This window comes from Halopiger djelfimassiliensis (assembly GCF_000455365.1).
In the GTDB taxonomy this organism is placed as follows: Archaea; Halobacteriota; Halobacteria; order Halobacteriales; family Natrialbaceae; genus Halopiger_B; species Halopiger_B djelfimassiliensis.
Window position 1 is genome coordinate 387,321 of record NZ_HG315684.1, and the last position, 26,865, is coordinate 414,185.

30 protein-coding genes and 1 tRNA gene are annotated in these 26,865 nt (G+C 65.2%); 15 read left to right on the plus strand and 16 right to left on the minus strand.

What is annotated here, in order from left to right:
- Positions 1-44: 44 nt before the first annotated feature.
- Positions 45-1,157: an OBG GTPase family GTP-binding protein gene (locus TX80_RS01905; RefSeq protein WP_049921184.1), complete on the minus strand. Its 1,113-nt coding sequence runs from the start codon at positions 1,155-1,157 to the stop codon at positions 45-47.
- 219 nt (positions 1,158-1,376) lie between these two features.
- On the opposite strand from TX80_RS01905, the gene TX80_RS01910 reads away from it, so the two are divergent.
- Positions 1,377-1,580, plus strand: coding sequence for a VNG_1110C family protein (locus tag TX80_RS01910; RefSeq protein ID WP_049922155.1), 204 nt, complete (start codon positions 1,377-1,379; stop codon positions 1,578-1,580).
- Positions 1,581-1,622: 42 nt separating this feature from the next.
- Here the strand turns inward: TX80_RS01910 and TX80_RS01915 are convergent, their stop codons facing one another.
- Positions 1,623-2,939, minus strand: coding sequence for a tRNA(Ile)(2)-agmatinylcytidine synthase (locus TX80_RS01915; RefSeq protein ID WP_049921185.1), 1,317 nt, complete (start codon positions 2,937-2,939; stop codon positions 1,623-1,625).
- Positions 2,940-3,105: 166 nt separating this feature from the next.
- Here TX80_RS01915 and TX80_RS01920 point away from each other — a divergent pair, with 166 nt between their 5' ends.
- Positions 3,106-4,077 (plus strand): transcriptional regulator, encoded by a 972-nt coding sequence (locus TX80_RS01920; RefSeq protein WP_049921186.1) that lies wholly within the window; start codon positions 3,106-3,108, stop codon positions 4,075-4,077.
- Between the two features lie 63 nt (positions 4,078-4,140).
- Here the strand turns inward: TX80_RS01920 and TX80_RS01925 are convergent, their stop codons facing one another.
- Together TX80_RS01925 and TX80_RS01930 are read right to left on the minus strand one after the other, a co-directional pair.
- Complete coding sequence (locus TX80_RS01925) at positions 4,141-4,386, minus strand: glutaredoxin family protein (protein WP_049921187.1); 246 nt, start codon at positions 4,384-4,386, stop codon at positions 4,141-4,143.
- An 87-nt stretch (positions 4,387-4,473) separates the two neighbouring features.
- Positions 4,474-5,937 (minus strand): NCS2 family permease, encoded by a 1,464-nt coding sequence (locus TX80_RS01930; protein ID WP_049921188.1) that lies wholly within the window; start codon positions 5,935-5,937, stop codon positions 4,474-4,476.
- Between the two features lie 162 nt (positions 5,938-6,099).
- Here TX80_RS01930 and TX80_RS01935 point away from each other — a divergent pair, with 162 nt between their 5' ends.
- Positions 6,100-6,762: a potassium channel family protein gene (locus TX80_RS01935; RefSeq protein ID WP_049921189.1), complete on the plus strand. Its 663-nt coding sequence runs from the start codon at positions 6,100-6,102 to the stop codon at positions 6,760-6,762.
- 164 nt (positions 6,763-6,926) lie between these two features.
- Here the strand turns inward: TX80_RS01935 and TX80_RS01940 are convergent, their stop codons facing one another.
- The 3 genes from TX80_RS01940 to TX80_RS01950 form a co-directional block, all read right to left on the minus strand.
- Entirely contained in the window at positions 6,927-7,952 is a 1,026-nt protein-coding gene (locus tag TX80_RS01940) for a DNA methyltransferase (protein WP_049921190.1), read from the minus strand.
- Between the two features lie 108 nt (positions 7,953-8,060).
- Complete coding sequence (locus tag TX80_RS01945) at positions 8,061-8,336, minus strand: DUF7513 family protein (protein ID WP_049921191.1); 276 nt, start codon at positions 8,334-8,336, stop codon at positions 8,061-8,063.
- Complete coding sequence (locus tag TX80_RS01950; RefSeq protein ID WP_049922156.1) at positions 8,333-9,904, minus strand: Na+/H+ antiporter NhaC family protein; 1,572 nt, start codon at positions 9,902-9,904, stop codon at positions 8,333-8,335. Before TX80_RS01950 ends, TX80_RS01945 begins: the two co-directional genes overlap by 4 nt.
- A gap of 180 nt (positions 9,905-10,084) precedes the next feature.
- Between TX80_RS01950 and TX80_RS01955 the strand changes: the two genes are divergently transcribed.
- Positions 10,085-11,092 carry a glutathione S-transferase family protein gene (locus TX80_RS01955; RefSeq protein ID WP_049921192.1) on the plus strand — a complete coding sequence of 336 codons (1,008 nt, stop codon included), beginning with the start codon at positions 10,085-10,087 and terminating at the stop codon, positions 11,090-11,092.
- A gap of 11 nt (positions 11,093-11,103) precedes the next feature.
- Here TX80_RS01955 and TX80_RS01960 read toward each other — a convergent pair whose 3' ends face one another.
- The 3 genes from TX80_RS01960 to TX80_RS01970 form a co-directional block, all read right to left on the minus strand.
- Entirely contained in the window at positions 11,104-11,850 is a 747-nt protein-coding gene (locus tag TX80_RS01960) for an MBL fold metallo-hydrolase (protein WP_154658553.1), read from the minus strand.
- A gap of 102 nt (positions 11,851-11,952) precedes the next feature.
- The gene (locus TX80_RS01965; RefSeq protein WP_049921194.1) at positions 11,953-12,249 is read right to left on the minus strand and encodes a DUF7535 family protein; all 297 of its coding nucleotides are present in this window, start codon (positions 12,247-12,249) and stop codon (positions 11,953-11,955) included.
- Positions 12,250-12,308: 59 nt separating this feature from the next.
- Positions 12,309-13,109: an NAD-dependent epimerase/dehydratase family protein gene (locus TX80_RS01970; RefSeq protein WP_049921195.1), complete on the minus strand. Its 801-nt coding sequence runs from the start codon at positions 13,107-13,109 to the stop codon at positions 12,309-12,311.
- Between the two features lie 124 nt (positions 13,110-13,233).
- Between TX80_RS01970 and TX80_RS01975 the strand changes: the two genes are divergently transcribed.
- Positions 13,234-13,533, plus strand: coding sequence for a hypothetical protein (locus TX80_RS01975; RefSeq protein WP_049921196.1), 300 nt, complete (start codon positions 13,234-13,236; stop codon positions 13,531-13,533).
- A gap of 45 nt (positions 13,534-13,578) precedes the next feature.
- On the opposite strand, the gene TX80_RS01980 is transcribed toward TX80_RS01975, so the two are convergent.
- A complete protein-coding gene (locus tag TX80_RS01980) occupies positions 13,579-14,481 on the minus strand; it encodes an AAA domain-containing protein (RefSeq protein WP_081661388.1) in 903 nt (300 codons plus the stop codon).
- Here TX80_RS01980 and TX80_RS01985 point away from each other — a divergent pair.
- A complete protein-coding gene (locus tag TX80_RS01985) occupies positions 14,406-14,780 on the plus strand; it encodes a 2Fe-2S iron-sulfur cluster-binding protein (RefSeq protein WP_049921198.1) in 375 nt (124 codons plus the stop codon). The genes TX80_RS01980 and TX80_RS01985 overlap by 76 nt on opposite strands.
- Before the next feature lie 8 nt (positions 14,781-14,788).
- Positions 14,789-15,229: a hypothetical protein gene (locus tag TX80_RS01990; RefSeq protein WP_049921199.1), complete on the plus strand. Its 441-nt coding sequence runs from the start codon at positions 14,789-14,791 to the stop codon at positions 15,227-15,229.
- Between the two features lie 21 nt (positions 15,230-15,250).
- Here TX80_RS01990 and TX80_RS01995 read toward each other — a convergent pair whose 3' ends face one another.
- Positions 15,251-16,519, minus strand: a complete 1,269-nt coding sequence (locus tag TX80_RS01995) for a DUF7405 family protein (protein WP_049921200.1) — start codon at positions 16,517-16,519, stop codon at positions 15,251-15,253.
- Between the two features lie 153 nt (positions 16,520-16,672).
- Here TX80_RS01995 and dps point away from each other — a divergent pair, with 153 nt between their 5' ends.
- Both dps and TX80_RS02005 read left to right on the plus strand, forming a co-directional pair.
- The gene (gene dps / locus TX80_RS02000) at positions 16,673-17,329 is read left to right on the plus strand and encodes a DNA protection during starvation protein (RefSeq protein WP_049921201.1); all 657 of its coding nucleotides are present in this window, start codon (positions 16,673-16,675) and stop codon (positions 17,327-17,329) included.
- A gap of 113 nt (positions 17,330-17,442) precedes the next feature.
- Complete coding sequence (locus TX80_RS02005; RefSeq protein WP_049921202.1) at positions 17,443-17,919, plus strand: SRPBCC domain-containing protein; 477 nt, start codon at positions 17,443-17,445, stop codon at positions 17,917-17,919.
- Here TX80_RS02005 and TX80_RS02010 read toward each other — a convergent pair.
- On the minus strand, positions 17,877-18,536 hold the full coding sequence (locus TX80_RS02010) for an HAD family hydrolase (RefSeq protein WP_049921203.1): 660 nt from the start codon (positions 18,534-18,536) through the stop codon (positions 17,877-17,879). The two genes, TX80_RS02005 and TX80_RS02010, sit on opposite strands and share 43 nt — an antisense overlap.
- A gap of 139 nt (positions 18,537-18,675) precedes the next feature.
- Here TX80_RS02010 and TX80_RS02015 point away from each other — a divergent pair, with 139 nt between their 5' ends.
- Complete coding sequence (locus TX80_RS02015; protein ID WP_049921204.1) at positions 18,676-19,203, plus strand: DUF6735 family protein; 528 nt, start codon at positions 18,676-18,678, stop codon at positions 19,201-19,203.
- A 21-nt stretch (positions 19,204-19,224) separates the two neighbouring features.
- Here TX80_RS02015 and TX80_RS02020 read toward each other — a convergent pair whose 3' ends face one another.
- Complete coding sequence (locus TX80_RS02020; RefSeq protein ID WP_049921205.1) at positions 19,225-20,994, minus strand: MutS-related protein; 1,770 nt, start codon at positions 20,992-20,994, stop codon at positions 19,225-19,227.
- 176 nt (positions 20,995-21,170) lie between these two features.
- On the opposite strand from TX80_RS02020, the gene TX80_RS02025 reads away from it, so the two are divergent.
- From TX80_RS02025 to TX80_RS19255, 3 genes are all read left to right on the plus strand, one after another.
- Positions 21,171-21,761: a protoglobin domain-containing protein gene (locus TX80_RS02025; protein ID WP_049921206.1), complete on the plus strand. Its 591-nt coding sequence runs from the start codon at positions 21,171-21,173 to the stop codon at positions 21,759-21,761.
- Positions 21,762-22,057: 296 nt separating this feature from the next.
- Positions 22,058-23,530: an amidophosphoribosyltransferase gene (purF, locus tag TX80_RS02030; protein ID WP_049921207.1), complete on the plus strand. Its 1,473-nt coding sequence runs from the start codon at positions 22,058-22,060 to the stop codon at positions 23,528-23,530.
- Positions 23,531-23,628: 98 nt separating this feature from the next.
- The gene (locus tag TX80_RS19255) at positions 23,629-23,772 is read left to right on the plus strand and encodes a hypothetical protein (RefSeq protein ID WP_195893014.1); all 144 of its coding nucleotides are present in this window, start codon (positions 23,629-23,631) and stop codon (positions 23,770-23,772) included.
- A gap of 29 nt (positions 23,773-23,801) precedes the next feature.
- Here TX80_RS19255 and TX80_RS02035 read toward each other — a convergent pair whose 3' ends face one another.
- Positions 23,802-24,365, minus strand: a complete 564-nt coding sequence (locus tag TX80_RS02035) for a DUF420 domain-containing protein (RefSeq protein WP_049921208.1) — start codon at positions 24,363-24,365, stop codon at positions 23,802-23,804.
- Between the two features lie 206 nt (positions 24,366-24,571).
- Positions 24,572-24,656 (minus strand) — tRNA-Leu (locus TX80_RS02040).
- A gap of 137 nt (positions 24,657-24,793) precedes the next feature.
- On the opposite strand from TX80_RS02040, the gene TX80_RS02045 reads away from it, so the two are divergent.
- Positions 24,794-25,327 (plus strand): helix-turn-helix domain-containing protein, encoded by a 534-nt coding sequence (locus tag TX80_RS02045; RefSeq protein ID WP_049922157.1) that lies wholly within the window; start codon positions 24,794-24,796, stop codon positions 25,325-25,327.
- Positions 25,328-25,424: 97 nt separating this feature from the next.
- Positions 25,425-26,405 carry an alanine--tRNA ligase-related protein gene (locus TX80_RS02050; RefSeq protein WP_081661461.1) on the plus strand — a complete coding sequence of 327 codons (981 nt, stop codon included), beginning with the start codon at positions 25,425-25,427 and terminating at the stop codon, positions 26,403-26,405.
- Positions 26,406-26,865 lie beyond the last annotated feature (460 nt).

The following is a 26,865-nucleotide window of genomic DNA, read 5'->3' on the forward strand; positions in this document are numbered from 1 at the left end:
TTATTCCAATGGTGTAAAATTATAGATAGCGGGCGCAAGCGACGCTATCGACGGAGAATCAGCTTGAGAACGTCTTCGTCCTCGAGCACGTGGTCCCGGCCGACCTGCTGTTCGTCGTGGGTCGCGCTGGGGCCGCTGACGCGGGCGAACCGGAACCGTTCTTCCATCTCGCCGCCGAGCTTTTCGATGGCTTCGCCGACGGTGGTTCCCTCCTCGATGACCAGCGGCTCCTCCCAGTCGATGCCGCGACCGGGTTTGTCCATGTAGACCCGGATCAGCCCCAGATTCTCCCAGATACGGTCCTTGAGCGCCTCGAGTCCCTTCTCCTTCTCGGCGCTGATGAACGTGACGTCCTCGGGGTCGAGGTCGCGGTCGCGCAGCTGTTCGTCGACGGTTTCCTTGTAGGACGGCTCGATGAGATCGGCCTTGTTGACGCAGGTGATCGAGGGGATGTACTCGCGGTTTTCCATCAGGCCGTCGATCAGCCGATCGATCGTCACGGTCTCCTGGAGATTCAGGTCGGCGTTGACGTAGCCGTGCTCCCGGAGGACGTCCTTGATCGTCTCCTCGTCGAGGGCCTGCTCGGTGCTCGAGGTGATCTTGATCCCGTCTTTGTGCTTCGGGCGGACGGTAACCCGCGGGGGAGTCTGGTCGACGCGGATGTTGATGTCGTACAGCTCCTCCTGAAGCCGGTCGTACTGCTCGATCTCGAAGACCGAGAGCACGAACACGATCAGGTCGGCGTTGCGAACGACCGCCAACACCTGCTGGCCGTCACCGCGTCCGGCCGCCGCACCCTCGATCAGCCCGGGTACGTCGAGCATCTGGATGTTCGCTCCGCGGTGATGGAGCATGCCGGGGTTGACGTCCAGCGTCGTGAACTCGTAGGATCCCGTCTCGCTTTCGGCGTTAGTCAGCGAGTTCAACAGCGAGGACTTCCCGACGCTGGGAAACCCCACCAGTGCGACGGTCGCGTCGCCGTGTTTCTCGACGGCGTAGCCGCCGCCACCGCCCGAGCCGGACTGCTGTTTCTCGAGTTTCTCCTTTTTCTCCGCGAGCTTGGACTTCAGCCGGCCGATGTGGGCCTCCGTCGACTTGTTGTAGGGCGTGTTGGCGATTTCTTCTTCGATCTCCTCGATCTCCTCCTCGAGCCCCATTTGTCTGTATCAAACCGGTCGTGCCGGAAAAACACTTTCCATGCGGACTGCCCGCCGTTACCGCCCCGAAACCGCCGCGTCGGCCGGGTCGTCCGCGTGGATCGGCCGACCGCCGGGCGAACGGAGACCGAATCCGGTCACCCCGCGAACGAACCATTACCAATACCAACGGAACTTCGACACACATAAACGACGAGCGGATGAACCCAGCCAGTGACGATGCCAGATCCGTCGCGGCTGCGTGATAGTACGCAGATCGTCCTCCCACAGGAGGTTCTCGAGGGCCTCGAGCCGCAGCTCGACGACGAGTTCGCCGTCACCGTCTTCCCGGAAGGCGAAAGCCACTACCGGATCATCGGCAGCCCCGTCGAGATCAAGGAAGCGAGCGAGTTCCTCGCACGCCGCGGCGTCCACGTGCAGTGACGGCGGAGGGAGGTTCGCGACCGATACCGAGCCGACCGTGGGCTACCGCTCGGGATGGACCGGCGCGTCGAACCCGCCGCGGACGAGCGGCTTCGCGATGTGGCGACGCGCACACGGCGGAACCTCGTACCAGCCGGGCTCGAGGTCCCGCTCCAGCGGTCGTTGTACTTTCGCCTCCCGGCTCGTCTCGCAGTCGCGGCAACGATACCCCTGATTTCGGCCGGCACTTTCCATCGTCCGTCCACACTCCGGACAGGTCGGCGTCACCCGTTCGGTCCGGACGAGGTCCCGGACGGCGAACTTCTCGAGTTTCACCGTTCCGCGGGCGACCTCCCCGCAGGCAGTGATGCGGTCGCCGACCCGAAGCGCTCTGACGCGATCACGAAACCGTTTCGTCGGTTCAAAGGCGGCACACTCGAGGCGCGGCGGATCGTCCTCGCCGTCGGCGGAGCGGTCCGCCTCGAGATCGAAGAACACGTGTCCGCCCCGACGGGTTTCGGGAGCGCTGGCGACTCGTCCCGTCAGTCGATACGCGCGGCCGTCGCGAACGGCCTCGATCGAACCGTCCCGGAGGTGGACGTCCGTCCCCTGATTGGTCACGAACAGTTGCCTTGCGGCGACCGGTTCGCCGTCGATCCGAGCGGCGACCGCCCGGACAGCCTCCGGGTCGTCGCCGCGAATCCCGTGTAAGATCGGTCCCGGCGTGTGGGGGACGCAGACGGTCTCGCCTTCGCCGCGGTCGACCGTGTCCCAGACCGCCGGATAGCCGCGATCCGCCGCGGCGAAGACGCTCTCGTGATCGATCTCGCGAGGCGTCCCCCACCGGTCCGGCTCGCGGTAGGAGATGAACTCGTAGGTCCACCCCGCGAGCGCTCGCCAGCTTCCGACCGCGGCCAGCGCGCCGATCCGTCCGCGGCCGTTGCCGGCATGCCACGTCCGATACTCGTGACGATCGAGCAGCGTTTTGGCGTCCCCGGGCTCGAGGTGGTCGCGGATCGCCGTCCGGGTGAACGCAGCGACCCCTTCAGGAATCGCGTCGCCACCCCGTTCGGAACCGGACTCGAGGTCGTGATCGGCCACGACCAGTCCCGGATTCGTCCGCTCGTCGGCGGTTTCGGCAAACGACTCGAGACACTCGCGGGCGAGCGCGAACGCGCGGTCGGGATCGCAGTCGGTATGGATCGCGAGCGCGGCGTTGCCGCGAGTCTTGTACTCGACGGCGGGATTGAGCCGGACGAGAAGGAGACGCGAGACCGCGGCCCCACGGCGGCGCAGTTGCTCGGCGACTCGTGTGGCGACGTAGGTCGTACACATCCCCCGTTCCCGGGAGTCCGTATCGTCGATCCCGACGACGGTCATCGCCAGGGATTGCGCCGCGAGCGAGTAACCACTTTCGGGTCGGCCCGTTATTACGGACGACCGAAACAAGTATATAAGTATACTGTTGCTACAGCCGCGAATCGCGCCACAGCATGCGGATATCTCGGGGAAACACTCATATATGAGGAATAGCTTACAACCCCGTATGTCCCGCTCCGCACTGGTCGGTAATGTAACCGCGATGTTAGAGGACGCGGGATTCGTGGTAAGCGACCGGTGTGCAATCCGCCCGAAGAGTTTCGACGTCGCTGCCCGCCGTGGCGATGATCTGATTCTCGTCAAGATCCTCGGGAACATCGACGCGTTCAACGAGGCGACCGGCCACGAGATGCGTCGGCTGGGGACCTACCTGCAGGCGACACCGCTCGTGATCGGCCTGCGCAGTCGCGACGAGGACCTCAAACCGGACGTTGTCTACTTCCGACACGGCGTCCCCGTCCTCAGTCCCGATACCGCGTACAACCTGTTCATCGAGGATGTCCCGCCGCTGATCTACGCCGCACCCGGCGGACTCTACGTCAACATCGACGGCGACTTGCTCGCCGACGAACGCGAGGACCGCGACTGGAGTCTCGGCCAGTTGGCGAGCGAACTCGGCGTCTCCCGCCGTACCGTCTCGAAGTACGAGGACGGGATGAACGCCTCCGTCGAGGTCGCGATGGCGCTCGAGGATCTCTTCGATGCGCCGTTGACCAGCCCGGTCGACGTGCTCGATGGAGCCGACGAGGTCCACGAGACCGACTCGACGCCGGACGATCCCGAGGCCGATCCGGACGACGAACAGGTCGTCGCCGTCCTCACGCGCGCCGGCTATCAGGTGCATCCGACGCTCCGGTCGCCGTTCAAGGCGGTCAGCCGCGACGCGGACGAGGACGACGACGACGTCGTTCTGACCGGCCACTCCGAGTTTACGAAAGCCGCCGAAAAGCGCGCGCGGATCATGAGTTCGATCGGACACGTCACCCACACGCGCTCGGTCTACGTCGTCGATCGGGCAAAACGGGAGTCGGTCGACGGAACCGCCCTCGTCGAACGCGAGGAGCTCGAGGAACTGCGAGACGCGGCGGAACTCCGCAAGGTCATCCGCGAACGCGCGGAACACGAGGAAGCCGCCTGAAACCGGCCGTCCCGTGCGGTTGATCGGGTTCGCTGATGTCGTCGCGAAACCCCTGACGACGTCTCAGGCGTAGGTTTCTTCGAGGTAGTCGACGATATCGTCGCTTTCGTGCATCCCTTCGACGCCGTGTTCCTCGTCGATGATGACCGGGACGCCGGTCTGACCGCTTACCTTCTCGACTTCGGTCCGGTCGTCGTGTGACCGGGGTACTTCGATCACGTCGTACTCGAGGTCGAGTTCCTCGAGTTTCGAGCGAACTTTCGCACAGTAGGGACAGCCGGGGAGTTCGTACATGGTGATCGCAGCCATGCTCCGCGGTAGTCGGCTGATGCCTAAGAGACCACCGGTCGACCGCCGGATTGCCGACATCGCGGACGAACCGGGGACGTCCGCCGGCTAGCCGAGCATGCCGCTCGTGGCCACGTAGAAGTACGCCACGAGGGCGACGGCGATTCCCCACTGGCCGGCGTGGACGTCGTCGTACTCGCCCATCGCGGTTTTGATGAGCGGATACGCGATGATACCCGCCGCCAGCCCGTTGGCGATCGAGTAGGTCAGGGGCATGATCGTGATCGTCAACCCACCCGAGACCGCCCAGGCCGGGTCCTGCCAGTCGATATCGAGGACGCCCTGGAGCATGATGATCCCGACGACCACGAGGGCGATAAACGAGGCGTAGGCCGGAATCGCGGCGACGATCGGCACCGCGACCAGCGAGAGGACGAACAACAGCCCGACGACGAGCGCGGTGAACCCGGTTCGGCCACCTTCCTCGATTCCGGTGGAGGACTCGATGTAGGTCGTCACGGTCGAGGTCCCGATCATCGCGCCGACGGTCGTCCCGACCGCGTCGGCCAGCAACGGTTTCTCCATCTCGGGGAGGTCACCCTCCTCGTCGAGGAAGCCGCCGAACTGGGAGACGCCGATGAGCGTTCCGGCGGTATCGAAGAAGTCGACGAAGAAAAACGTAAACACCACGAGGGTAAACGTCGCCGGATCGACGTCGCGAAGTCCCTCGACGAACGCGCCCACCAGCGGCGAGATGTCGTACTGCGGCGAGGTGACGGTCGCGAACGTAACCGTCCCGGTTTCCTGATCGAGCAACGCCTCAGGTGCCAGTTGCGACGCGCTCGCAACGCCGGCGTACAGGAGCGTCCAGCCGGCGACGGTGGTGCCGAGGATACCCGCGATGATCGCGCCGCGAACGTCTCGAGCCCAGAGGACAAACGTCAGGAACAGTCCGCACACTCCGAGGATCGCGGCCGGGTTCTGTGCGAGGTCCCCGAGTGCGACCATCGTTTCGGGATCAGCGACGACGACCTCCATCTCCTGGAGTCCGATAAACAGGAGGAAGACGCCGATCCCGGCTCCGACGGAGAACTTGACCGGTTCGGGAAACAGACTGATGATGTACTCCCTGGCACCCACGACCGTAATCGCGATGAACACGACGCCCTCGACGAAGACGGCCGCGAGCGCGGTCTGCCACGGAATCCCCATGCCGAGAACGACGGTAAACGCGAAGAAGGCGTTCAGCCCCATCCCGGGTGCCAGTCCGAACGGCCGCTTTGCGTACAGGGCCATCACCGCAATCGCGACGATCGACGCGAGGATCGTCGCGATCGCGAGCATCTGGAACACCTCGCCCGCGTCGTAGACGGTCCCGTCGATCGTCGTCTGTTGGTTTTGCTCCCCGGCCTCGTTGAACCCCATGATCGCCGGCAGAAGAACCGTCGGATTGACCACGATGATGTACGACATCGCCAGAAACGTCGTAATTCCCGCGATCAGTTCGGTCGTGAAATCCGTCCCGTGCTCGTCGAACTCGAAGTACGCCGCGAGTCGTTCGATCGCCCCCATGTTGGACGGTCGAGCATACCAACAGCGTTCAGTTAAGTGTTCCCGTCTGAGATGGCGAATATCTATACATGTTTGTGAATATTCTTCCGCCATGAGCGTCGATGAATACGACCCTCGAACGCGAGCCAACGTATTTGACCGCGGAGCGTGTACACAATCCCCATGATGTTCGTCATCGTGGGATACGGCCGGGTTGGATCGCGAACGGCGCGCATCCTCGCCGAAGAAGGCCACGAGGTCGTCGTCGTCGATAACGACCCCGACCGAATCCAGCGCGCCGGCGATCAGGGGTTCGAAACGACACAGGGCGACGGAGCGGACGAAGCGGTCCTCGTCGATGCAGGGATCGAGACCGCAGACGCGATCGGTGCGTTCACGCCCAACCTCAACGCTAACTTCGCGGCCTGTATGGTCGGCGACCACCACGGCTGCCGAACGGTCCTTCGGATCGACGAAGACTACCGCGAGGACATCTACGAGAAGTACGCCGAAGACGTCGACGAGATCATCTATCCCGAACGATTGGGTGCCGCCGGCGCGAAGACCGCCATGCTCGGGGGCGATTTCAACGTCGTTGCCGACATCGCGTCGAACCTGCAACTGACCGTTCTCGAGGTACAGGACGGCTCTCCGGCCGTCGGCAAACGAATAAGCGAACTCGACCTGCCCGAGAGTGCTCGCATCTACGCCCACGGCCGCGTCCGCGAATCACTAACGCTGCCGCTGCCCGGAACGGAACTCGAGGCCGGCGACGAGGTCGCGGTCATCGCCGAGACCGACGCGACGCCGATGGTCCGTAAGCTGCTGTCGCCGTCGACTGCCTGACGGTCGGCACAAGAAGTTGGGAGCGGAGGCGCGCGGACGGTGAGTTGGGATGGGAGGGAGTGTGAATGGGGATGGGTTGCCGTACAGTGCGCGCCCGATCGATAGCTCTCGCCGAGAGGCCATAAAACCGCGTCAGACGACCGGATGACGATGGTCAGACGGGGTCAGCGATCCGTCTCGAGCCGGAAGACGAGCACGTTCTGGTGGACCATCGAGGGAACGAACGAGAACGGGTAGCCGTACACGTGCAGATCCTTCGTCGGATCGTACCAGATCAGGTTCGCGGCGAGGGTCACCGGCGCGGTCGATTCGATCGCTCGCGCGAGGTCGGCCGAGAGGAACTCGTAGGACTGGTCACGGTACATGTCGCCGATGAAAACGACGAGGTGGCCCGCCGGGGAGATCGCATCGGCGAACCGGTCGAACTTCTCGGCCATGTCCGCGAGCCACTCGGCTTTCGAAAGCGCCGGGGCGTCGCCGTCGGTCCGGTCGGCACCGTCGAACGAACCGAGCTTGCTCTCCCGGGTCGCGCGCTCGTTTCGCGTCTGCTCGAGTTCGTCCATGTGCCAGTAGGGGACGTCAGTCAGCAGGAGGTCGACGGAGTCGTCGGGTACCGCCTCGATCAGGTCGGCGCAGTCGCCGTGGCGCATGTCCTGTGGTTTCAGGGGCGGTTCGCCGCGGTCCCGGCGCTCGTCGTTTTCCCGTTCGAGGACCGTCTCGTAGATGTCGACCCACCGTTCGTTGCGTTCGAACCCGATCGCCTCGCGGAGCCCGGTCCGCTCGTGCTCACAGAGGCTCGCGCCAAGCAGCGTCCCGCCGACGCCGGCGAACGGATCGAGGACGGTGTCGCCGGCCTTGCTGAACCGGTCGATAAGCTCGGCACAGAGCCGCGGGGGCTTTTGCCCGCCGTGTTCGCTTCGCAGGTCGTGCTGGAGGTCCGGCGGGTACCCCTCGGCGATCACCGACTTCGTCGCGTACTTCCACTCCTTGCCCGTGAGGTCGTTGACCCGGTTGCGCTCGTCGTAGATGCCACGGCCCTCGACGTAGCGCTGATGGTCGGCGAGGTCGTCGGTGTCGATCAGGGAGCCGTCCTCGACCGGCAGCGATTCGTCTCGCGCGCGCTCGGCGTCGAACTCGCCGTCCTCGTCCGTGAACAGCCGGCTCTGGCGGTGCCTGTCCCCGTCAGCCATGTTCTATTCGAGTGGCTCTCGCGGCGGACGTAAATACGTGCTCCTCGAGCCGTCGAACCCGCCGGTCGGGCGGGACCGAGAAGGAAAGACCGCAGACGCCGAGCGGCGTCAGTCCGTGTAGGAGCTTTCTCCGACGACTTCGACGAACTCGCCACGACCGGTCGCGGTCGTTTCGTCGAACTCGGTGATCCGAACCTGCACCCGTTTCTCGACGGTCCCCGGTCCGGCACCGTCGACGGTCAGTTCGGTATCACCGATGTAGGCGTATCCTACGTCGCTGCCGTTGGACTCGGCGATGAAGATCTCGAGTTCGTCGCCCACGTTGAGCGACGGGCTGGAACTCCGGAACGTCCATCCTTTGAGGTACTTTTGCAGGAAACTCATAGTCGTGCCACCTCCTCGCTTTCGCGGTCGATAATGTACTCGCGGCCGAATCCGGTCAGGGCCGCCACGACGAAGACGGCCACCAGCAGCCAGCCCTGGAACACGAACGGGACGACGTCGATCGGCGTGACGAGCATGCCCGTCTCGAACCACTCGTACTCACCGGGGAGCTCCTGCATCGCCGTATAGCCGGCGAGGACGCCGCCGGACCACGGGAAGATATAGCCCATCGCGGCGGTCTGTCCGTCGAGGATGTTCGCTCGACGGTAGCCGTTCAGGTTGAACCGCTCGCCGATCTTGGAGATGTAGGGTCCGATCGCGACCTCTGCAGCCGTGTTGATCGTGATGACGGCGTTGATCAGCGCTGCGGAGCCGACCATGGTGAGCTCGGCGTTGCGGACGTTCGTCGCGAGGTGACTGATAGACCAGTCGAGGATCGCCTGGAACGCCCCGCCGCGGATCATGATCTGGGCCGCGGCGATAATCAGCAAGACGAGAATCGCCAGCTCGAAGAAGCCGGCCGCGCCGTTTATCAGGCTCCCGCCGACGCCGACCGCATCGGCGTCCTCCACGATCGTCAGAATCGGCAGAAACTCGAGCGGTTCGGCCACCGGCGCGTCCGCGGGCGCGTTGAACGAGACGATGCCGTCGACGTCCATCAGTCCCAGCGAGAGGTTGAAGACGATCGCGAAGACGATCCCCCACGAGATCGCCTCGACGATGTGGCGGCCGGCGACCGCCGCGCCGATCACGACGCCCATCGAGACGAGGTGGATGAGTCCGACGGGTTCGCTCTCTGCGACCAGGAGCTGCCGGGCGTTCCCGCCGATCTCGAGACCGCCCATGAACTGCCCAGCGACGACGTAGCCGGCCAGTGCCACGATCGCGGCGATGATCACGTACTTGAACCGCGAGGCGACGACGCCACCGATGTCGGAGTCCTGCGTGACGGCGCTGACGATCGTCGTGTCGCTGACGGGCGCGAGGTTGTCGCCGAAGATCGCACCCGAGAGGATCGCGCCGAACAGCAGAATCGGGTTCGCACCGAGCAGTATCCCGGCCGGGAAAAACAGGGTAACGAACGCGATCGTCGCGCCGTATCCCGTCCCGATGCCGGTCGTAAACAGCGCCGCGAGGACGAACGTGGCTGCCGGGAACAGCGTTGCCCCGATGCCCGCGATGTCGGCGAACCAGACCAGTCCGTCGACGAAGCCGCCGTCCTGAAGCAGTTCGGCGAACATCCCGGCCCAGATCCACGCGACGATCGCCGTCACCGCGACGGGTTGGGTCATCCCCTCGAAGATCGTGTTCGCGTACGTTTTCCAGCTCCCGCGGACGAAGAACATCCCGACGATCAGCCCGATCAGGAGGCCGACGATCAACCCCCCCGTATCGGAGATCCGCCAGAGGGCGGTCTGGACGATCGCCCAACAGATGAAAAACGCGATCGGGAGTGCACTCATCCCCCGCCCCCCGTAAAACGTTATTCGTGGCCCGTCATCACCAGTTCCCTGGGCAAATGATTCAGCCGGATCGGAACCGGGAGAATCATCGCTGTTATCATTCATCTTGATACACGTCACCACTATTCCAACGCCCGGCGATAAATCTTACCGAGACGATCCTGAGAGCACAGTGGTATCATACCACATAAATAATGTAGAATTGGCAACCACAAGCGAGCCGCTCGTGGCGCAGTGACACGAGTGTTAGCGGGATCCTTTGCCCCTCCAGTTCGTAGCCGGGGTATGAACCAACTCGTCGATGGCGACTGGCGGACCGACGCCTACGAGACGGCCGGAGACGACGGCTCGTTCGAACGCCAGGAAACCACCTTTCGCGACTGGATCCGCGACGATCCCGATGCCGCGTTCCAGCCGGAAGCCGGCCGGTACCACCTCTACGTCTCGTACGCCTGTCCCTGGGCACATCGGACGCTGGTGATGCGGGCGTTGAAGGGACTCGAGGACGCGATCACGGTCTCGGTGGTCGATCCGTACCGCGACGAGGACGGCTGGCAGTTCTCACCCGAAAAGGACGGCTGTACGCGCGATCGCGTCCACGATGCCGACTACCTGCGGGAGCTCTACGTCCGTGCGGACCCGGACGCCACCTGTCGCGTGACGGTCCCGGTGCTCTGGGATACCGAGACGGACACGATCGTCAACAACGAGTCCGCGGAGATCATGCGGATGCTCGACACCGAGTTCGACGAGTACGCCCGACGGGACGTCGACCTCTACCCCGAGGGGTATCGGGAGGACGTCGACCGGATTATCGACGGGATCTACGAACCGATCAACAACGGCGTCTACCGGGCGGGCTTCGCGACGGAACAGGAACCCTACGACGAGGCGATCGACGACCTGTTCTCGGCGCTCGACCGCTGGGACGAGGTACTCGCCGACCGGCGGTACCTCGCCGGCGATCGGCTCACCGAAGCCGATGTCGCGATGTTCACCACGCTGGTTCGGTTCGATACCGTCTACCACACGCACTTCATGTGTAACGTCCAGTACATCCGGGAGTACGACAATCTCTGGCCGTACCTGCGCGACCTCTACCGGACCCCCGGCGTCGCAGATACCGTGCGCATGGACCACATCAAGGAACACTACTACACGACCCATCCGGACGTCAACCCCCATCGGATCGTCGCCCGCGGCCCGGATCTCGAGTTCGATGCCCCCCACGATCGGGACGCCCTCCCCGGCGGGCCGCCGTCGGATCTCGTCTCGGCCGGCGCGGAGCGGTAACGGCCCGTTCGTCACTCGCGGCGTCGAGCGAGGTCGACGGCCGTCTCGGTTCGGCCGCGCCACGGATCGCCGTGTCCCGGCAACAACAGAACCTCGCCGATCGGCTCGAGTCGCGCGAGCGAGTCGTCGGCTTGCTCGTGGTCCGCGTTGAACCACGCCGCCAGGAGTTGCGGGCGGTGGCCGCGTCCGGCCACGAAATCGACCGTGACGATCTCGTCGCCACAGACGAGGACCTCGTGATCGGGGAAGTAAAACGCGACGTGTCCCTCGGTGTGGCCGGGGACGTGAATCACCCGCGGCGACCCCGGAACGTCGAGCGTCTCCCGGCCGTCGATCGATCGAAACGTCGTCAGCGGCGGCACCGAGAACCCGCCCGAGCGGGCGAACTCGAGGAAGTACCGGAACAGTTCGGGCCGCCAGAGACGAGCCACCGCCTGCGCGACCGCAAGGTCCCCCTCGCCGCGCGCGTGCTCGGCGTCCGCTTCGTGCAGCCACACCGGGACATCGGCTTCCGTGCGGAGTCTGTCGGCAAAGCCCGCGTGGTCCGGATGTGCGTGTGTCAGCAAGCAGGCATCGACGTCCGTCACGTCGTACTCCAGGGACTCGAGCAGTTCGAGCAGCTGGTTCCAGTGTGACGGAAACCCCGTATCCACGACGACGAGTCCGTCGTCCGCATCGATCAGATACCAGTTCACGCGGTCGCTTCCGCACCGATACACGCCGTCCGCGACTGCCGTCCCTGCTGTCGTGTCATTCATCGTATCGAACGAACGTTCGGTCAGCAGAAAAGCGTTTGCATCGCCGACACCGTGGCGTCCGGCCGACACGACTCGGAAAACGGTGAGAAGAGGCCGCTCGGCTCAGTTCGGGGACGGGGATTCCTCGGCAGCCGGTTCGGCGTCCGACTCGGACTCGTCGACGGCGTCCGGTTCGTCGGTCGTCATCGGCCGCGACCGTTTCATCTCGTTGCGCCACGTTTCGTAGCGGGCTTCGGGGGGTTCCTCCGCCACGAACGCGCGCCAGAACACCCATGCCACGACGATAATCGGCAGGACGGGCAGCATAATGATCACGAGGATCGCCGCCATAACGTACCCGAACAGCGACATCTGCACGTTCGGGACGTAGCCCGTCGATTCGGACACCTTGGTCGACATACGAATGGCTACGAACGATCGGATATTCGGTCTTTCGATCCCGTGGCCTCGGTTTTCCGTCAGGGCGTCTCGAGTCCGTCGCGGTCGGCCGAGTCGTCGTCCAGTACGACCGCGGCGTCGTCCTGCGGACGGTAACCGAGTTCGAGCATCGTCTCCGACAGCGAGAGAAACCGCTCCGAGTTATCCGAGATGGCGTGTGCGACCGTCGGATTGGACTCGAGGGAAGTCGTCGCGGCGGCCTCGATGGCGCGCCGACAGTCCTCGGGGCTGAGCCACATCGCGCGGGCGAACCGCTCGCCCGCGGCGTCGCGGTCGGCACACTCGTTGCGGAGTTCGTCGCGGGTGAGCAGCCAGCCGATCCGCAGGGAGACGACGTCGAACCCGTGGCGTTTCGCGTAGTACGACCCCATCGCCTCGCCGAAGACCTTCGTGACGCCGTAATAGGTGTCCGGGTTCGGCGGCTCGTCCGGCCGAACCACGTCCGGCGAACCGATCGTCGACTCCGGGCGGACCTCCGAGACGACGTTGCCCATGTTGACCGCGTGGTTCGAACTCGCGAAGACGACGCGCTCGAGGTCGTTCTCGGCGGCAGCCTCGAAGGCGTTGTAGACGCCGTCGACGTTCGGCTCGCGGACCGCGTCCCACTCGGCCCGCGGATCGGGGTTGGCCGCGAGGTGGATCAACACGTCCTGCCCCTCGAGGGCGTCGGCGAACTCCTCGTACCGGGCGATCTCGAGGGGTGTGGTATCCAGATCCTCGGTTTCGCTGTGTGAAAAGAGCGTGAGATCGTCGTCCGGAAACGCTTCGATCGCTTCCCTGCCGACGGACCCTGATGCGCCGGTGATCGCGATGTCGGACATAGGGGATCGACGTCGACCGATCAAAAATAGGTCGGGCCGGCGGGTTCCGGGGCGACGCTCGAGAACCGAATATCGTCCCCGGCGCAGGCTTTTGCGTGTGCCGTGCCTACGTCGTCGTACGCGTATGGTTTCGCCGGCCGTCCTCGAGGCCGCGATCGGGGCGTACAACGAGTATCACAGCCCGATGGCGACGGCAGAGCTGGTCGATTCGACGGCCGACGCGTTCGCCGTGCGGTTCGAAGGGCCGTTCTGCCGGATGTGCTGTGACTACGACTACTTCGAAGACCTGATCTACGAACTGACCGAATACGGCGTCGACAGCGCGGCCGTCGCCGTCGAGGAGATCGAATACGACGGCGACGAGACGTTCCTCGTCGAGTACGTCGTCCAGCCGAACCGCCGGGCCGGCCCCGCCGAGCCGTAGCGTCCGTCGGTGGCGGTCGCGGCGGGACGCCGCCGACTCGCAGCGTTATCCTGCCGTCGCGTCGACGACGGTACCGCGCTCGCGAGCGTACGCGAGGAAGTCGGCGAATACATCGGCCGCGGTCACGGTGTCGCTATCGCCGACGACGATCGCCTTCCGGCGGGCGCGGGTCAGCGCCACGTTGAACCGCCGGGGATCGTCGAGGAAGCCGACCTCGCGGCGATCGTTGCTCCGGACCAGCGAGACGATCACGACCGCCTTCTCGCGACCCTGAAAGCCGTCGACGGTGTCGATCTCGAGGGCGTCGTCGTCGATCCCGCGGTCGGCGAGTTCGGCCTCGATCCGTGAGACCTGATCGGCGTACGGCGAGATCACCGCGAGGGCGGCGGGATCGATCCCCGCCTCGAGCAGCCGGTCGGCGTACGCGGCCACGCGGTCGGCCTCGGAGGGGTTCTCCGTGGACGGCGACCCTTCGCGGCTGCGTTCGGACGCATTGGCGTCGCTCGTATCGACGAACACGAGCGGGTCGCCGGGCTCGAGTGCAGGGTGGTCATCCGCGACATCGTCGCCGTGCTCGAGCAGGCCCGCGAGCGTGTGCTCTCGAACGGACGGGTGGGGTTCGAGGATCCCGTCGTAGAACCGTTCGCTCGAGAACTCCTGAATCCGTTCGTGCATCCGGAACTGGGTCGTCAGCAGCGACCGAATCGGATCGTCACCGTCGTCCCCGCGTGCCAGTCGCTCGAACAGCGTTTCGTCGAGTCCCTCGCGTTCGGCCTCCCGGCTCCTGATTGTCGGCGGCAGCTGTCGGTGGTCCCCCGCACGGGACGCTTGCTCGCAGAGCTTTTTCGGTCGTGCCGACGGTACCGTCGTGTGTGACGGACCCGACGATCTGGAACGTCGAACTTCGCGTTCCCGAGGACGCCGACCTCGAGGCCGCGGGGGAGTCACACACCATCGAGGTCCGAGAGGACGAGTTCGTCCTCGCCGCCGCCCGGTCGGCGGGGATCTGGCTCTCGGCGGACTGCCAGCAGGGGTGGTGTGTCACCTGCGCGGCGAAACTCCTCGCGGGGGAGGTCGACCAGCGTCACGCGAAACGGTACTACCCCGAGGACGAGGCCGAGGGGTTCGTCCTCACCTGCGTCGCCCAGCCCCGTTCCGATCTGGTGCTCGAGGTCGAACGGTACGACGAGATGCTCCGCCACCGTGCCGACCACGACAGGCCGCCGGGACGGTCGAAGTTCGGGTGATATCGACCATGAGTGATACTGACAGGACGTTCACCGGACTCCTGCTCTACGACGGCGACTGCCAGTTTTGCTCGGCCGCCTCGACCGCGGTTCGGCAACTCGAGGCCGTCGGCGTCGTTCCGTGGGACGACCCGGCCGCACAGGCGTTTCTCGAGGCGCAGTTCGGATCGACCCCGTTCGCGCTCTTTTTCGTCGACGGCGACGCGGAGACGATCTGGGCCGGACGGGCGGCGGCACGGGAACTGTGCGATCGGGCGGGGATGCCCGTGCTCGTACAGGACGTCGTCGACGAGAACTACGAGCGGATCGCGGACGCGATTCGATCGGTTTCGGGGCTCGAGCGCGAGATCGACCCTTATCACGACGCGTACCCGCTCACCGAGGACGCGGCCGCGCTGTTCGACGAGGTGGCTTCACGGGCGGAGACGACCCGTCCGCCAATGGAGTAGTCGGACGGCCCGATTCGCCGCTTACTCGGGGCTCGGCGTCGGGAGCGACCGATGCCGTCGCGGCGGAACGAGGTAGTTTCCGCGCCGCCTGACCGTGAGATACTGGAGGATGCCGCTGTTTGCTCTGGGCACGTCGAGGTCGGTTCCGGTCATCGCGTCGCGAGTCCGCACGAAGTCCGCGATCGTCCGCTGGTGGGAGAGGAACTCGAGGGCCGCTTCGTCGTCCTTCGTCGAGTTGAAGTCCCGACGGAGGATGACCGGCGTTCCGTCCTCGCGTGCACGGGCGGCCTTCTGGGCGTGGCCGACCACTCCCCTCGATCTGGCGTCGGATTCGGGATCGGTGGCCGTTTCGACGCCGCTCGCGTCCCCGAGGTTGTGGCCGGCCCCTTCGATTCGATCGTCGTCGGCGTGGGCCGGGCTGAACATCTTGCTGACCCGCTGTGTGCGGCTGTCCTGTTCGTACCACTGTCGAAGGTGCAGACGAAGCCGCGACAGGTGGGTCGTCGTCCCGCCGGCGAACGGCCCGTCGTCGATCGTCACCCGATCTTCGGGGGCCTGATTGTGCCGAAAGCCGGATTTAAAGCCCATAAACAGCGGCGCGTCCTCGGGGACCGGTTCGGAATCCGGAATGCCGCTGACGCCCGCCTGTTCGTCCGCCGGAAGCCCGTCGCCGATGAAGCCGGGGCGGCGATCCGCGAGTTCGAAGATTCCCTCGAGCGTCCCCTCGACGGAGCGGTCGTTTACCGTCTCTTGTTCGCCGAGAAGCGCCTGCTCTGCGCTCAAGACGGCGTGGCCGTGGTCGCTTGCGAGGTGGACGAGCGCGTCGTACTCGTCGAACTCCGGATCTTCGATCGCCGTGAGCGGTTCGGGATCGGGCAACTCGAGGCCGTCGGGGTCGTCGTCGAACCGATCGAAGTACGCGGGACTGTAGCCGACGGTGAACACGAGGCCTTCGTTCCCGCGGCGGAAGGCCCGCTCGAGCGTCGTGAACGCGTCCTCGAGTTGAGCGCGTTCGTCGTCGGCATCGTGGGGACCGTCGCCGACGTAGTTCAGGCCGAGCATGACGTGGTGTTCCGGCGGCACGACGTTCCCGTGGTCGTCGGTACCGAGGAATTCGTTCCAGGCGTGCTGGCGTTCGGGGAGGTCTGCGGGGTCACGGTCGGCCTGTGGAATCTCCGCGGGGTCCTCGCTGCCGTATCCGAGACAGGCGGCGAGTCCGGCCGCGCCGCCGACGGCGACGGCGCTGCGAACGAAGGCTCGGCGTGAATAGCCGCGATCCGGTCCGGACATACTCGATGCTGGGGCACGAGCGACAAAGGGGATTGCGGTCCCGTCGACTTCTCGAACCCACTACCAGTATTTCCGTACATTCAAACCACTTTATGCATGTATTTGTGAACAGGCAAACGTCTAAGTGGCGACTTATGGCAGTTCATGGGTGCGATGTCCGACGAGAAACCACACGCGTCAGGGAACGTCGATCCCGGAGACACCAGCGAACGCGTCGGAATGGCGGTACTCCGCGAGCGCGGGATCGAACCCGAAGAACTCCGCGAGAAACTGATCGACGCGATCGGGGCGGAGTTTACCACGTACTACTACTACACGAACCTGCGAATGCACCTCGCCGGCCACGAGGATTACAAGGAGATCACCGAGGACGCGCGCCTAGAGGACCGCGCACACTTCGAACTCGTCGCCCCGCGCGTCTACGAACTCGGCGGTTCGCTGCCCAACGACATCCGCGAGTTCGCCGATCGGGCGTCCTGTCCCGACGCCGAACTTCCGGTCCCGTACGAGACGGAAGGCCCCGACCTCGACGAACTCTCCGCCGAAGCGATCCTCGAGGTGTTACTCGAGGCCGAACGCTGTGCGATCCGGACCTGGTCGGAGATCTGTGACATGACCCGCGACGCCGATCCGCGAACCTTCGATATGGCCCAGCGGATCCTGCAGGAGGAGATCGAACACGAAGCGTGGTTCGTTGAACTGCTCTCGATGGAACGGGACGGCGAGATCAATCCTGCCGGCCATTTCATCCGGGGCGAGCCCGGCGACGCGCCGTACTCGACGAACCGTCGGTTCAACGACAGCGCGTAGCGATACCGAGTTGCCAGCCGTCCTTACTGCGGTTCGAAACCGGCGTGACGAGCGTTTGCCGTCGAGTCCGACCACCGGTACAGGCATACGCTCCGGGAACGTCACTAGATAACATGGAACTAGTCGAGGTCTTCGAAGAGATCGACGCCCCGCCCGAGGTCGTCTGGGACGTCCTCCTCGAGTTCGACAGCTATCCGGAGTGGAACCCCTTCATCCGGGCGATCGAAGGGGTTCCGATCAAAGGCGAGCGGCTCCAGGTCACGATCGAACCGCCGGACGATCGCAGTACGACGTTCGCTCCCGAACTGGTCGCCGTCGAGGAGCACCGCCGCATCGCCTGGGTCGGCCGTCTGCTCGTTCCGTTCGCGTTCGACGGCTACCACGAACTCCACCTCGATTCGATCGACGGCGGCGAGCGGACCCGGTTACTCCACCGGGAGACGTTCCGCGGCGCGCTCGTTCCGCTGTTGCTCGATCACGACCGGATCGAACGCGGGTTCGAAGCGATGAACGACGCCGTCAAAGAGCGGGCCGAGCGCCGGGCTAGCTACAGGAGTTCCGGGAGGGCCTCGAGCGATTCGATCTCGTAGGTCGGCTCGGCCGTTCCGGAGAGGGCGTATCCCCGCCGGTGGTCTCGCCTGAGAAACGCCGCGTCGATCCCGAGCGCGTCGGCTGCCTGAACGTCGACGCGGCTGTCGCCGACGTACAACGGCCGATCCGCACCCAGATCGTCGATCGCCCGCTCGAGGTAGTACGGCCGCGGTTTCTTGCGGTCGATGCCGTCGATCGTCGGTTCGCGGCCGTACCAGACCTCGAACGAGTCGAACGCGAAGTGGTCGACGATGTTCTCGATGGTCTCGTGTTGGTTGTTGCTGACGATTCCTGCGGGCCGCTCGAGTCCCTCGAGACAGGTCACGTCCTCGTAACAGCGTTTCCGGCCGGCTTCGATCTCGGCGAGCTGGGCCTCGACCGCGGCACGTTCCCGGGCAGCCCACAGATCTCGGGGTTCGACGTCGTGTTCGCGCGCCACGCGGCGAAGCGACGAGACGTCCGGACCGAGAAGCGTCTCGACGTGGTCGTCGGTCGGATCGGTTGCGCCGACTGACTCGAAGGCCTCGTGGATGGCCTCGACAAGCACGTCGCGATCCGTTGGCGTCGTCAGTACGCCGTCGTTGTCGAAGAGGACTGCGTCGTATTCCGTTCCCATTCGGCGTCGGTAACGGTTAGGGCGCGAGGGGTTTTCGGTGTTATGTCCGGAGATTCAAATACCTGGAAGCGGCCAGAGTCGGCGATGCGTTCGGACACCGGCATCGATCGCGACTCGAGCGTTCGAAACGAGGGAAACGATGGGCCATAGAGCGCTCGTCGCCTACCGGCGACCGGATCGTCTCTACGGCCTGCGGTACAGTCACTGGGGCGGCCGGAACCTCGCGCTCGTCGGCGCGATCACGGCCGAGACGCCACTCGCTGACGGAGCCGTGGAAGCCGACCTGCTCGCGGATTCGATCGCCCGTGACAGGATCCTCACGGAACACCTCGATCCCCGCATCCACGAGACGCTGTATCTCGTCGCGCCCGGCGCGGGATACGCCGTCGACGCGTATCGGGTCTGTTGGCCGGAGTGGGGCGACGGCCGCGGCGGCGCTCGAGGGGCGACCGTCGCCGTCGAGGACGCCGCCGACGACCGACGGGTTCGAACGTGGTTTCGCGCGACCAAGACGGCGCTTGCCGACGTCATCGAGATGGGCGCGCTCTCGCGGCGGGCGGCACAGTCGTACCTCGAAGCGCGGCTCTGTCGGGACCAGAACGGCCACTGTTACGCCTACCGCGGGGTTACCGATGGCGGCGTCGGTTCGGCGGGCGCGGGACCGTAGCCCACACCGGTCGTCCCGGGGTCATTCGCTCCAGCGCGCGTCGGCGAGCGTCCGCTGGACGACGTCGTTTCCGACCGCCTCCGCGAGCGTCTCGAACCCCGCCCGCTCGCCCCGGTCGTCGGCGTTAGCGACCAGCCGCGAGACGATGAACTCCGGCGTCGAGCGCCCGACCGTGTCGAACCGGGGCTGATAGTCGACGAGCAACTCGAGGTCCGGGTTCAGCCCCTCAGCGAAGATGCCGTCGACGCGCGCTTCCGGCGGCAACGGTTCGAGGTCGTCCGCGAGATGGGTGACGAACACGCCCAGCGCGTCCCGGTCGACCGAGAGGGTCACCAGTCCGTGCAACAGGTCCGCGGCGCTTCCCGGCTCCGTGATCGCTTCGAACTCGTCGACGAGCATCAGCGTCCGTCCGCCCGCGGACAGCGGCGGGACGATCGAACGTAGCGTCGACTCGAGGACGCCGGCGTTGAAACTCGCGTGCCGGCGGTGGAAGACGAGCGAATCGACCGGCGTCACCGCTGCCCGTTCGGCGGGGACCGGAAGGCCCATCATCGCCAGCAGGACGACCTGACAGAGCGTCTCGAGTAAGGTCGTCTTCCCGCCGCTGTTCGCTCCGGTGAGCACCGCGATCCGCTCCTCACCGGGGGCGGAATCGACGCCGACGGGGCCGTCTTCGAGGGCGTGCTCGCCGAGCGCGTAGGTGACCGGCTGGACGGACTCGTCGCCGCGTGCGGCGAGCGTGAGGTTTCGGGCACCGACGACGGCGACGGCGGCGTCGTCACCGTCGAGAAACGTCGGACGCGTACAGTCGTACGCCAGCGCGAACCGGGCCAGCGAGAGGTGCAACGCGATGTCGTCGACCGCCTCGACGGCCCGATCGACGGAGTCACGGGCCGCTTCGAGGGTCCCCTCGAGATCGGCCGCGACGGTTTCCTCGCGGTCGTCGATCGCGGCGGTGAGATCGCTGCGGAGCGTCCGCAGGGTGCTACCGACGAAGTCCGTCGCGTCGGTCGCGTCGGTCGGCATCGCGTCCCGAACCTGCTCGATCGTGACGCTCGTCTCGGTCAGGAGGCGATCCTCGAAGGCGTCCCGGAACTGTCCGACGTCGCGGACGCCGTCCGATCGCAACTCCTCGATCAACTCGAGGGCGTTCGCGTCCATGTCCTCGATCGCACCGAGGGCGTCCCGAAGCCGATCGAGTTCCTCGTCGGTCCCCGCGGCGACGCGCCCGCCGTCGAGGGCCGCGAGCGCTCCGGCGGCCGCCTCGAGCGTCTCGCGATCGAGATCGGCGATCGCAGCGAACGGGCCGGTGTCGACGCCGGCCTCGAGCAAGGCGAGTGCGGCTTCGACCGCGGCGCGTTCGCTGCCGTCGCGTTCGTCGTAGCGCTCGTAGGCGTCGAGAACCGCCTCGCGATCGGCCGCCGGCAGCGCCGCCCAAGCGTCTCTGGCCGCGAGGACGTCGTCGAGTCGGTCGGTCATCGCCTCGCGGGAGCAAAGCGGCGTAAGCACCCTGATCCGGTCGGCCGCCCGCTGTGTCACCGCGTGCTCGACCGCCAGATCGAGCAGGTCCTTGTACGCCGATCGGGCGTCACCGGTCGCCAACACCGCCATCCCGTCGCCGCCGGTCGCTCGACGGAGGATCCGCGTCGCCCGCCCGCGGGCGAGGCCGGCGTCCGAGAGCGCGCGCACGTCGCCGCTCTCGATGGCCGTTACGGCCCGTTCCCGACCCAGTTCTTCGACCAGCGTTTCCCGCGTCTTCGGCCCGACGCCCCAGTACTCCTCGAGTCGCATACCCAAGGGGTTCGAGTCGATACTCTTGAACACTGTGCCATAGGCCGGCGGTCCCGGCGTACGGGTCGAAACAACGGCCCGTCCCGGCCGCTCGACGACGGCGAACGCATTCGAAACGCGAGCGGTTCCACCACCATTTATCATCACTATTGGTGTGGGATCGATCGGGACCAGCTATGGCAGACCAGCAGATTCCGGGCTATGCCCTGGGTGACGAGCACGTTCCGGAAGCGCCGATCGAGATGGCGGAGTTCGAGCGACTCAAACGCTCGGTCATGTTTTCGGACGAAGACGAGGAGTACCTGCGGCAGGCCGGCGACGTGCTCGAGCCACAGATCGACGAGATTCTGGACCTGTGGTACGGGTTCGTCGGCGATCACGACTTCCTTCTCGAGTACTTCGCCGACGCCGAGACGGGCGAACCGATCGAGGAGTACCTCGACCGCGTTCGCGCCCGCTTCGGCCAGTGGATCAGGGACACCTGCGATACGCCGTACGACGAGGCGTGGCTGAATTACCAGTTCGAGATCGGCCGCCGACACCACCGGAGCGCAAAGAACGAAACGGACGACGTCGACTCGGTCGAACTCATCCACCAGCGATACCTGATCGCCTTCATCTATCCGATCACGGCGACGATCCGAGACTTCCTCGAGACCGGCGATCACGACCGCGAAACGGTTGAGAACATGTATCACGCGTGGTTCAAGGCGGTGACCCTGCAGGTCGCCATCTGGACCTCTCCGTACGCCGGCGACGACTGGTAACCGTCGGCAGCGACGTAGCGGAATCGATCGTCGCGGCGGCATGTACACGTTCGTGGGCCGTCGCGGGAGGAACCGACGGTCGAATCACCCCGCTCGTCGCTGGAGTGTCGTCGGGCGGTCGCTCGAGTCGCAAGACGGCCGACGTCCGAACCGGGCAGGCAGATGTATCCATAATTGTGGATAACTCGTCCCATAGAAGACTGAATAGGGAGCACAAACACGGGGATTTTTATCGACTCGGTGCCCTACGGACGACCATGACTGATGGGCGGGGCGAGACTCCCCGGCGAACAGGGATGACCGAAAAGTGCGGCGTCGTCGGCGTCTCACTCGACGGTCGAGATGCGGCACGGCCGTTGTACTACGCGCTGTATGCGCTTCAACACCGCGGGCAGGAATCCGCGGGTATCGTTACTCACGACGGATTCCAGCAGCACAGTCACGTCGAGATGGGGCTCGTGGGAGACGTCTTCGAGGAGGACGACCTCGACATGCTCAACGGGGCGGCCGGGATCGGCCACGTCCGGTATCCGACGGCCGGGTCGGTCGACTCCTGCTGTGCCCAACCCTTTTCCGTCTCGTTCAAAAGCGGCTCGCTGGGGCTGTCCCACAACGGCAACCTCGTCAACGCCGACGAGATCCGCGACGAACTCGCGGCCGCCGGCCACGCGTTCACAAGCGACGGCGACACCGAGGTTATCGCCCACGACCTCGCCCGCAACCTGCTCGAGGAGGACCTCGTCCGCGCCGTCAAACGGACGATGGAACGCATCCACGGGTCGTACTCGTTGACGATCAGCCACGACGATACCGTTCTGGGGGTCCGCGATCCGCAGGGGAATCGGCCGCTCTGTATCGGAACGCTCGAGGACGGATACATGCTGGCCTCGGAGTCGGCGGCGATCGACACGCTGGACGGTGACCTCGTCCGGGACGTCCGACCCGGCGAGTTGGTCGTCCTGCAGGCCGACGGCGAGGGGTTCGACTCCTACCAGCTCGTCGACGACGAGCACACGGCCCACTGTTTCTTCGAGCACGTGTACTTCGCCCGTCCGGACAGTATCATCGACGACACGCTCGTCTACGAGGCCCGCCGAAGTCTGGGGCGAAAGCTCTGGGAGGAAAGCGGCGTCGAGACCGACGTCGTGATGCCCGTCCCGGACTCCGGCCGAGCGTTCGCGTCGGGGTATGCCGACGCGGCAAGCGAGACGACGGCCGACGGCACGTCCCGGGACGAAAACGACGACGGCGTCGAGTTCGCCGAGGGGTTGATGAAAAACCGGTACGTCGGTCGGACGTTCATCATGCCGACACAGGACGAACGCGAGCGTGCGGTTCGCCTGAAGCTCAACCCGATCAAATCGACCGTCGAGGGCAAGACCGTCACCCTCATCGACGACTCGATCGTCCGCGGAACGACCTCCACGCAGCTGGTCCAACTCCTCAAGGACTGCGGTGCCGAGGAGGTCCACATGCGCATCGGCGCGCCCGAAATCGTCGCTCCCTGCTACATGGGGATCGATATGGCCACCCGCGAGGAGTTGATCGCCGCGGACAAAACCGTCGAGGAGATCCGCGAGGCCATCGACGCCGACAGCCTCGCGTACCTCTCGACTGATGCCGTCGCCGCGGTTCTCGGCAAGGACCGGATCGATCTCTGTCTCGGCTGCGTGACGGGCGAGTACCCCTACGACATCGACGGCGAGGACACCGACCGCGACGTGGCCCGTCCCGACCTCGACGATCGACCGCTACACGCAGACGACTGACCCGGGCTCGGCGACAGTCCGCAGGGCCGTAAATTGGGACTTCCCACGCGCCGGAATATTGCGCACGTCTTTACGTCCCCGGCGAGAAATCCATAGCTATGGAACTCGACGAACTGCTCGAGGGGGAATCGCTAACCGGGCGACAAGCGGTGATCATCTTCTTTACGTTCCTGCTCCTCATTATTCTCGCGGCGTTCTTGCTGGTTCTGTTCAGCGATTTCTTCCGGGAGTTAGTCGTCTGAACCGTCTCGCTGGGTTCCCGGTTCCTCGCTCAGTAGACGACGTGCAACAACGCGTAGACGACGATCCCGAGCGAAAACGAGATCAGCCACAGCGTCGCGGCGAGTCGACCGAAGCGAGCGTGGCTCGTCCGACGCAGGTCCGCGACCGGATACGCGAACGCGAGCAAGAGCGCGTAGTAGAGCAGCGGAATACAGGCGATCGCGAGGAAGATATGGATCGCGAGGATCGGGAGATACACGAACTGATAGACCGCGTCTGGACCCGGAAACGGCTGCGGGCCGCCGGTTGCGACGAGGCGATAGAGATACAGCCCGAGAAAGGTCGCGAACAGCCCGAAGGAAGCGAGCATCGCGGCCCGGTGTCTGTCGACTGCTCCCCGCCGAATGGCCCGCCAGCCGACCGTGATCGTTCCGATCGCCGCCGCACTAATGGCGACGTTGACGTGTGGAATCGCGTCGAGGAACCACTGCGGTGCGGTCGGCACCGTCGACTGGGGGATTCGCCCGCCCGCAGCGGCGAAGACCACCGCGAGCGAGACGACGCTCAGGACGGCAGTGAGAGACCGAACACGGTCTCGAGGAACGTACTCCATATACTGTTCGTTCGGCCACGAGCGGAAAGTGGTTACTGTCCGTGATTACGTGACGACGGTCGGCACTCGAGCCGTGTGCTTAGTATGGAGCCGATTGTCGAACAGCCGTCGCTGTTCGACGTTGGTTCCTGAAGGATTGTGCGTGGGTGATGTCCCTTCGAGGGAATCACCTGCATCGTTCAATGCGGACGATGTCCGCGGTGCGATGCGTGGGACCGGATTCGAACCGGCGGACCCCTACGGGACAGCGCCCTCAACGCTGCGCCGTTGGCCTGGCTTGGCTACCCACGCTCGCGTTCTCTTTCTCTGCACTCAATCGTACCCAGTGTGGTTATAAAAGCCCTTCCCTTTGTGATTGCGTCTGGGCTGGGGTCACACGGAACCAACCGGAGCGGAGCGTTGAAATGCAGCAGTTGCCAAAGTATAACATGGCCAAGTACTCGACGGGTTCGTCCGCCGGCGGCGGCGGAACGAACTGTGAACTCTGTGGTGCCGAAAGCGACTCGCTCCGGCTCGCCTCGGTCGCCGGAGCCGAACTCGAGGTCTGTCCGGACTGTGCGCCCCACGACGACACCCGAAAATCCGGCGGTGGCGGGTCTCGAGACTCGAGCGGCAACTCCGGTTCGGGCTCCGGCTCCAGCGACGAACCGAGCCGCAAGCAAAAGGCCGCCCAGAACGTCGCGAAAGCGAACCCGGTCTGGGACGGCGACTCCGAACACTGGGAGAAAGAGGGAACGAACTACGACGACGATCCGTTGCCGTACCTCGTTTCGGACTACGGCGACAAACTGGTCGAAGCCCGGCGGGAAGCGGGCCTCCAGCGGGAGGAACTCGCCGAGGAACTCGGCACGCAGGAGAAAGCGCTCCTCGCGGTCGAGCAGGGACGGGCGACGCAAGCGGGGGTCGGCGGCGGCCTGATCGAGGCCCTCGAGGAGCGACTCGACGTGACGCTCTCGGAGTAGCGTCCCGAGAACTCAGCTCCGCTGATTCGACCGCAGGCGAGTCCGGTCCGCGAAATCGGCGAGCAGACTTTTAGTACCGGGCGACCCAGTGGAACCGATGAGCGGGCAACGGGCAGCAGCGGAGCCGTACACGACGCGGTTCGAGACGGAAGTGACGGCCGTCGACGGCCGTCGTGTCTGGCTCGAGCGCAGCTACTTCTACGGGGAAAGCGGCGGCCAGCCGGCCGACCGGGGCACGATCGGTGACGCCGACGTCGCCGACGTCCAGCTCGTCGACGGCCAACCGGTCCACGTCCTCGACGAGGAGCCGTCGTTCGGCGTCGGCCACCGCGTGCTGTGTTCGGTCGACTGGTCGTTTCGAATGTACTGTATGCGAGCCCACACCGCGAGCCACGCGCTCTACGGGGCTGCAAGGCGGTTGCTCGAGGATCTCGAGTACGCCGGCTTCGATATCGACGAGGATCGAATCCGGATCGATCTCGAGACGAGCACGGAGATCGACGACGAGACGCTGTTCGAACTCGAAAAACGGATCAACCGGGTCGTCTGGGAGTCCCGCCCCGTCTCGTGGGAGGAGATGCAACTGTCGGACGCGCGCGGGCGCGACGACATCGCGTTCAACGAGGCAACGAGCGACAGGGCGGTTCGGAGCGGGCGGGTTCGGGTCGTCAGAATCGGTGGCGAAAACGACGCAACCGGCGTGAGCGACGATCCGATCACGACCACCGGCGGCACAGTCACCAGAATCACGAACGAAGGGACGAAAACGGGCTCGAGCGCGGGTTCGAGAACGCGGTCGAACGCCGGCGATTCCGATACCCCGTGGGATGTCGCCGCCTGCAGCGGGACCCACGTCCGGAACACTCGAGAGATCGGTCCAGTAACCGTGCTCGGCCGGTCGAACCCCGGGGAAGGGGTGACGCGGATCGAGTTCGCCGTCGGCCCGCGCGCGATCGATCGCCGGACCGCCGAAAAACGGGCCGCCTTCGCGGCCAAACGATCCCTCGAGACGACCGTCTCGGACGTTCCCGGTGCACTCGATCGCTGCAGTAGCGACCGCGAGACGCTCGGGGACTAGTCGGCGACTCGAGGCGAAAACGTCGTCGGAAAAGCGGATGCCACGGACGCAGTTGTCAACCCGACGGGTCCCACGCCGCGACCGACGTGCCCGACGAGTTGACGACTGCGTTTCGGTGGTGGTGGCGGTGGCTCGGAGCGTCTGGCACAGGGAGGTGGATTCGACGCCTCACTCGAAGCCGTTCGTGGGCCACTCGAGTGAGGCGGACCGGCCTCGTAGTGCTGTCGCGACCGGACGTGCGGAAACGCACGGTGTAGGCATGACCCCGACAGCATCCGGTAATATCTGTTGGAAACTACTTAATCTTTTCACTCCATTCCCGATCGATATCGACGGCACCTCACAGTACGTTTCCCGACACGCCGTTGTGGCGTTTGCGTCGCCGGCCCTCTCCGGGTGAAACCTATTACTCCCGTGTACGTGAACGCGATGATATGGGTGTCGATTACTCGAAGCTTCG

What these genes read in the sequence shown, in the direction of transcription:
- TX80_RS01950 (WP_049922156.1), bottom strand. Translation starts at nt 9,904, where the DNA reads ATGAATGATAACAGCGATGATTCTCCCGGTTCCGATCCGGCTGAATCA.
- TX80_RS01910 (WP_049922155.1), top strand. Translation starts at nt 1,377, where the DNA reads ATGCCAGATCCGTCGCGGCTGCGTGATAGTACGCAGATCGTCCTCCCA.
- TX80_RS01915 (WP_049921185.1), bottom strand. Translation starts at nt 2,939, where the DNA reads ATGACCGTCGTCGGGATCGACGATACGGACTCCCGGGAACGGGGGATG.
- TX80_RS01990 (WP_049921199.1), top strand. Translation starts at nt 14,789, where the DNA reads ATGAGTGATACTGACAGGACGTTCACCGGACTCCTGCTCTACGACGGC.
- TX80_RS01945 (WP_049921191.1), bottom strand. Translation starts at nt 8,336, where the DNA reads ATGAGTTTCCTGCAAAAGTACCTCAAAGGATGGACGTTCCGGAGTTCC.
- TX80_RS02015 (WP_049921204.1), top strand. Translation starts at nt 18,676, where the DNA reads ATGGGCCATAGAGCGCTCGTCGCCTACCGGCGACCGGATCGTCTCTAC.
- TX80_RS02050 (WP_081661461.1), top strand. Translation starts at nt 25,425, where the DNA reads ATGAGCGGGCAACGGGCAGCAGCGGAGCCGTACACGACGCGGTTCGAG.
- TX80_RS01935 (WP_049921189.1), top strand. Translation starts at nt 6,100, where the DNA reads ATGATGTTCGTCATCGTGGGATACGGCCGGGTTGGATCGCGAACGGCG.
- TX80_RS02010 (WP_049921203.1), bottom strand. Translation starts at nt 18,536, where the DNA reads ATGGGAACGGAATACGACGCAGTCCTCTTCGACAACGACGGCGTACTG.
- TX80_RS01930 (WP_049921188.1), bottom strand. Translation starts at nt 5,937, where the DNA reads ATGGGGGCGATCGAACGACTCGCGGCGTACTTCGAGTTCGACGAGCAC.
- TX80_RS01905 (WP_049921184.1), bottom strand. Translation starts at nt 1,157, where the DNA reads ATGGGGCTCGAGGAGGAGATCGAGGAGATCGAAGAAGAAATCGCCAAC.
- TX80_RS01920 (WP_049921186.1), top strand. Translation starts at nt 3,106, where the DNA reads ATGTCCCGCTCCGCACTGGTCGGTAATGTAACCGCGATGTTAGAGGAC.
- TX80_RS01995 (WP_049921200.1), bottom strand. Translation starts at nt 16,519, where the DNA reads ATGTCCGGACCGGATCGCGGCTATTCACGCCGAGCCTTCGTTCGCAGC.
- TX80_RS02020 (WP_049921205.1), bottom strand. Translation starts at nt 20,994, where the DNA reads ATGCGACTCGAGGAGTACTGGGGCGTCGGGCCGAAGACGCGGGAAACG.
- TX80_RS01955 (WP_049921192.1), top strand. Translation starts at nt 10,085, where the DNA reads ATGAACCAACTCGTCGATGGCGACTGGCGGACCGACGCCTACGAGACG.
- TX80_RS02025 (WP_049921206.1), top strand. Translation starts at nt 21,171, where the DNA reads ATGGCAGACCAGCAGATTCCGGGCTATGCCCTGGGTGACGAGCACGTT.
- purF (WP_049921207.1), top strand. Translation starts at nt 22,058, where the DNA reads ATGACCGAAAAGTGCGGCGTCGTCGGCGTCTCACTCGACGGTCGAGAT.
- TX80_RS02005 (WP_049921202.1), top strand. Translation starts at nt 17,443, where the DNA reads ATGGAACTAGTCGAGGTCTTCGAAGAGATCGACGCCCCGCCCGAGGTC.
- TX80_RS01925 (WP_049921187.1), bottom strand. Translation starts at nt 4,386, where the DNA reads ATGGCTGCGATCACCATGTACGAACTCCCCGGCTGTCCCTACTGTGCG.
- TX80_RS01970 (WP_049921195.1), bottom strand. Translation starts at nt 13,109, where the DNA reads ATGTCCGACATCGCGATCACCGGCGCATCAGGGTCCGTCGGCAGGGAA.
- dps (WP_049921201.1), top strand. Translation starts at nt 16,673, where the DNA reads ATGTCCGACGAGAAACCACACGCGTCAGGGAACGTCGATCCCGGAGAC.
- TX80_RS01975 (WP_049921196.1), top strand. Translation starts at nt 13,234, where the DNA reads ATGGTTTCGCCGGCCGTCCTCGAGGCCGCGATCGGGGCGTACAACGAG.
- TX80_RS19255 (WP_195893014.1), top strand. Translation starts at nt 23,629, where the DNA reads ATGGAACTCGACGAACTGCTCGAGGGGGAATCGCTAACCGGGCGACAA.
- TX80_RS02035 (WP_049921208.1), bottom strand. Translation starts at nt 24,365, where the DNA reads ATGGAGTACGTTCCTCGAGACCGTGTTCGGTCTCTCACTGCCGTCCTG.
- TX80_RS01965 (WP_049921194.1), bottom strand. Translation starts at nt 12,249, where the DNA reads ATGTCGACCAAGGTGTCCGAATCGACGGGCTACGTCCCGAACGTGCAG.
- TX80_RS01940 (WP_049921190.1), bottom strand. Translation starts at nt 7,952, where the DNA reads ATGGCTGACGGGGACAGGCACCGCCAGAGCCGGCTGTTCACGGACGAG.
- TX80_RS01960 (WP_154658553.1), bottom strand. Translation starts at nt 11,850, where the DNA reads ATGAATGACACGACAGCAGGGACGGCAGTCGCGGACGGCGTGTATCGG.
- TX80_RS02045 (WP_049922157.1), top strand. Translation starts at nt 24,794, where the DNA reads ATGGCCAAGTACTCGACGGGTTCGTCCGCCGGCGGCGGCGGAACGAAC.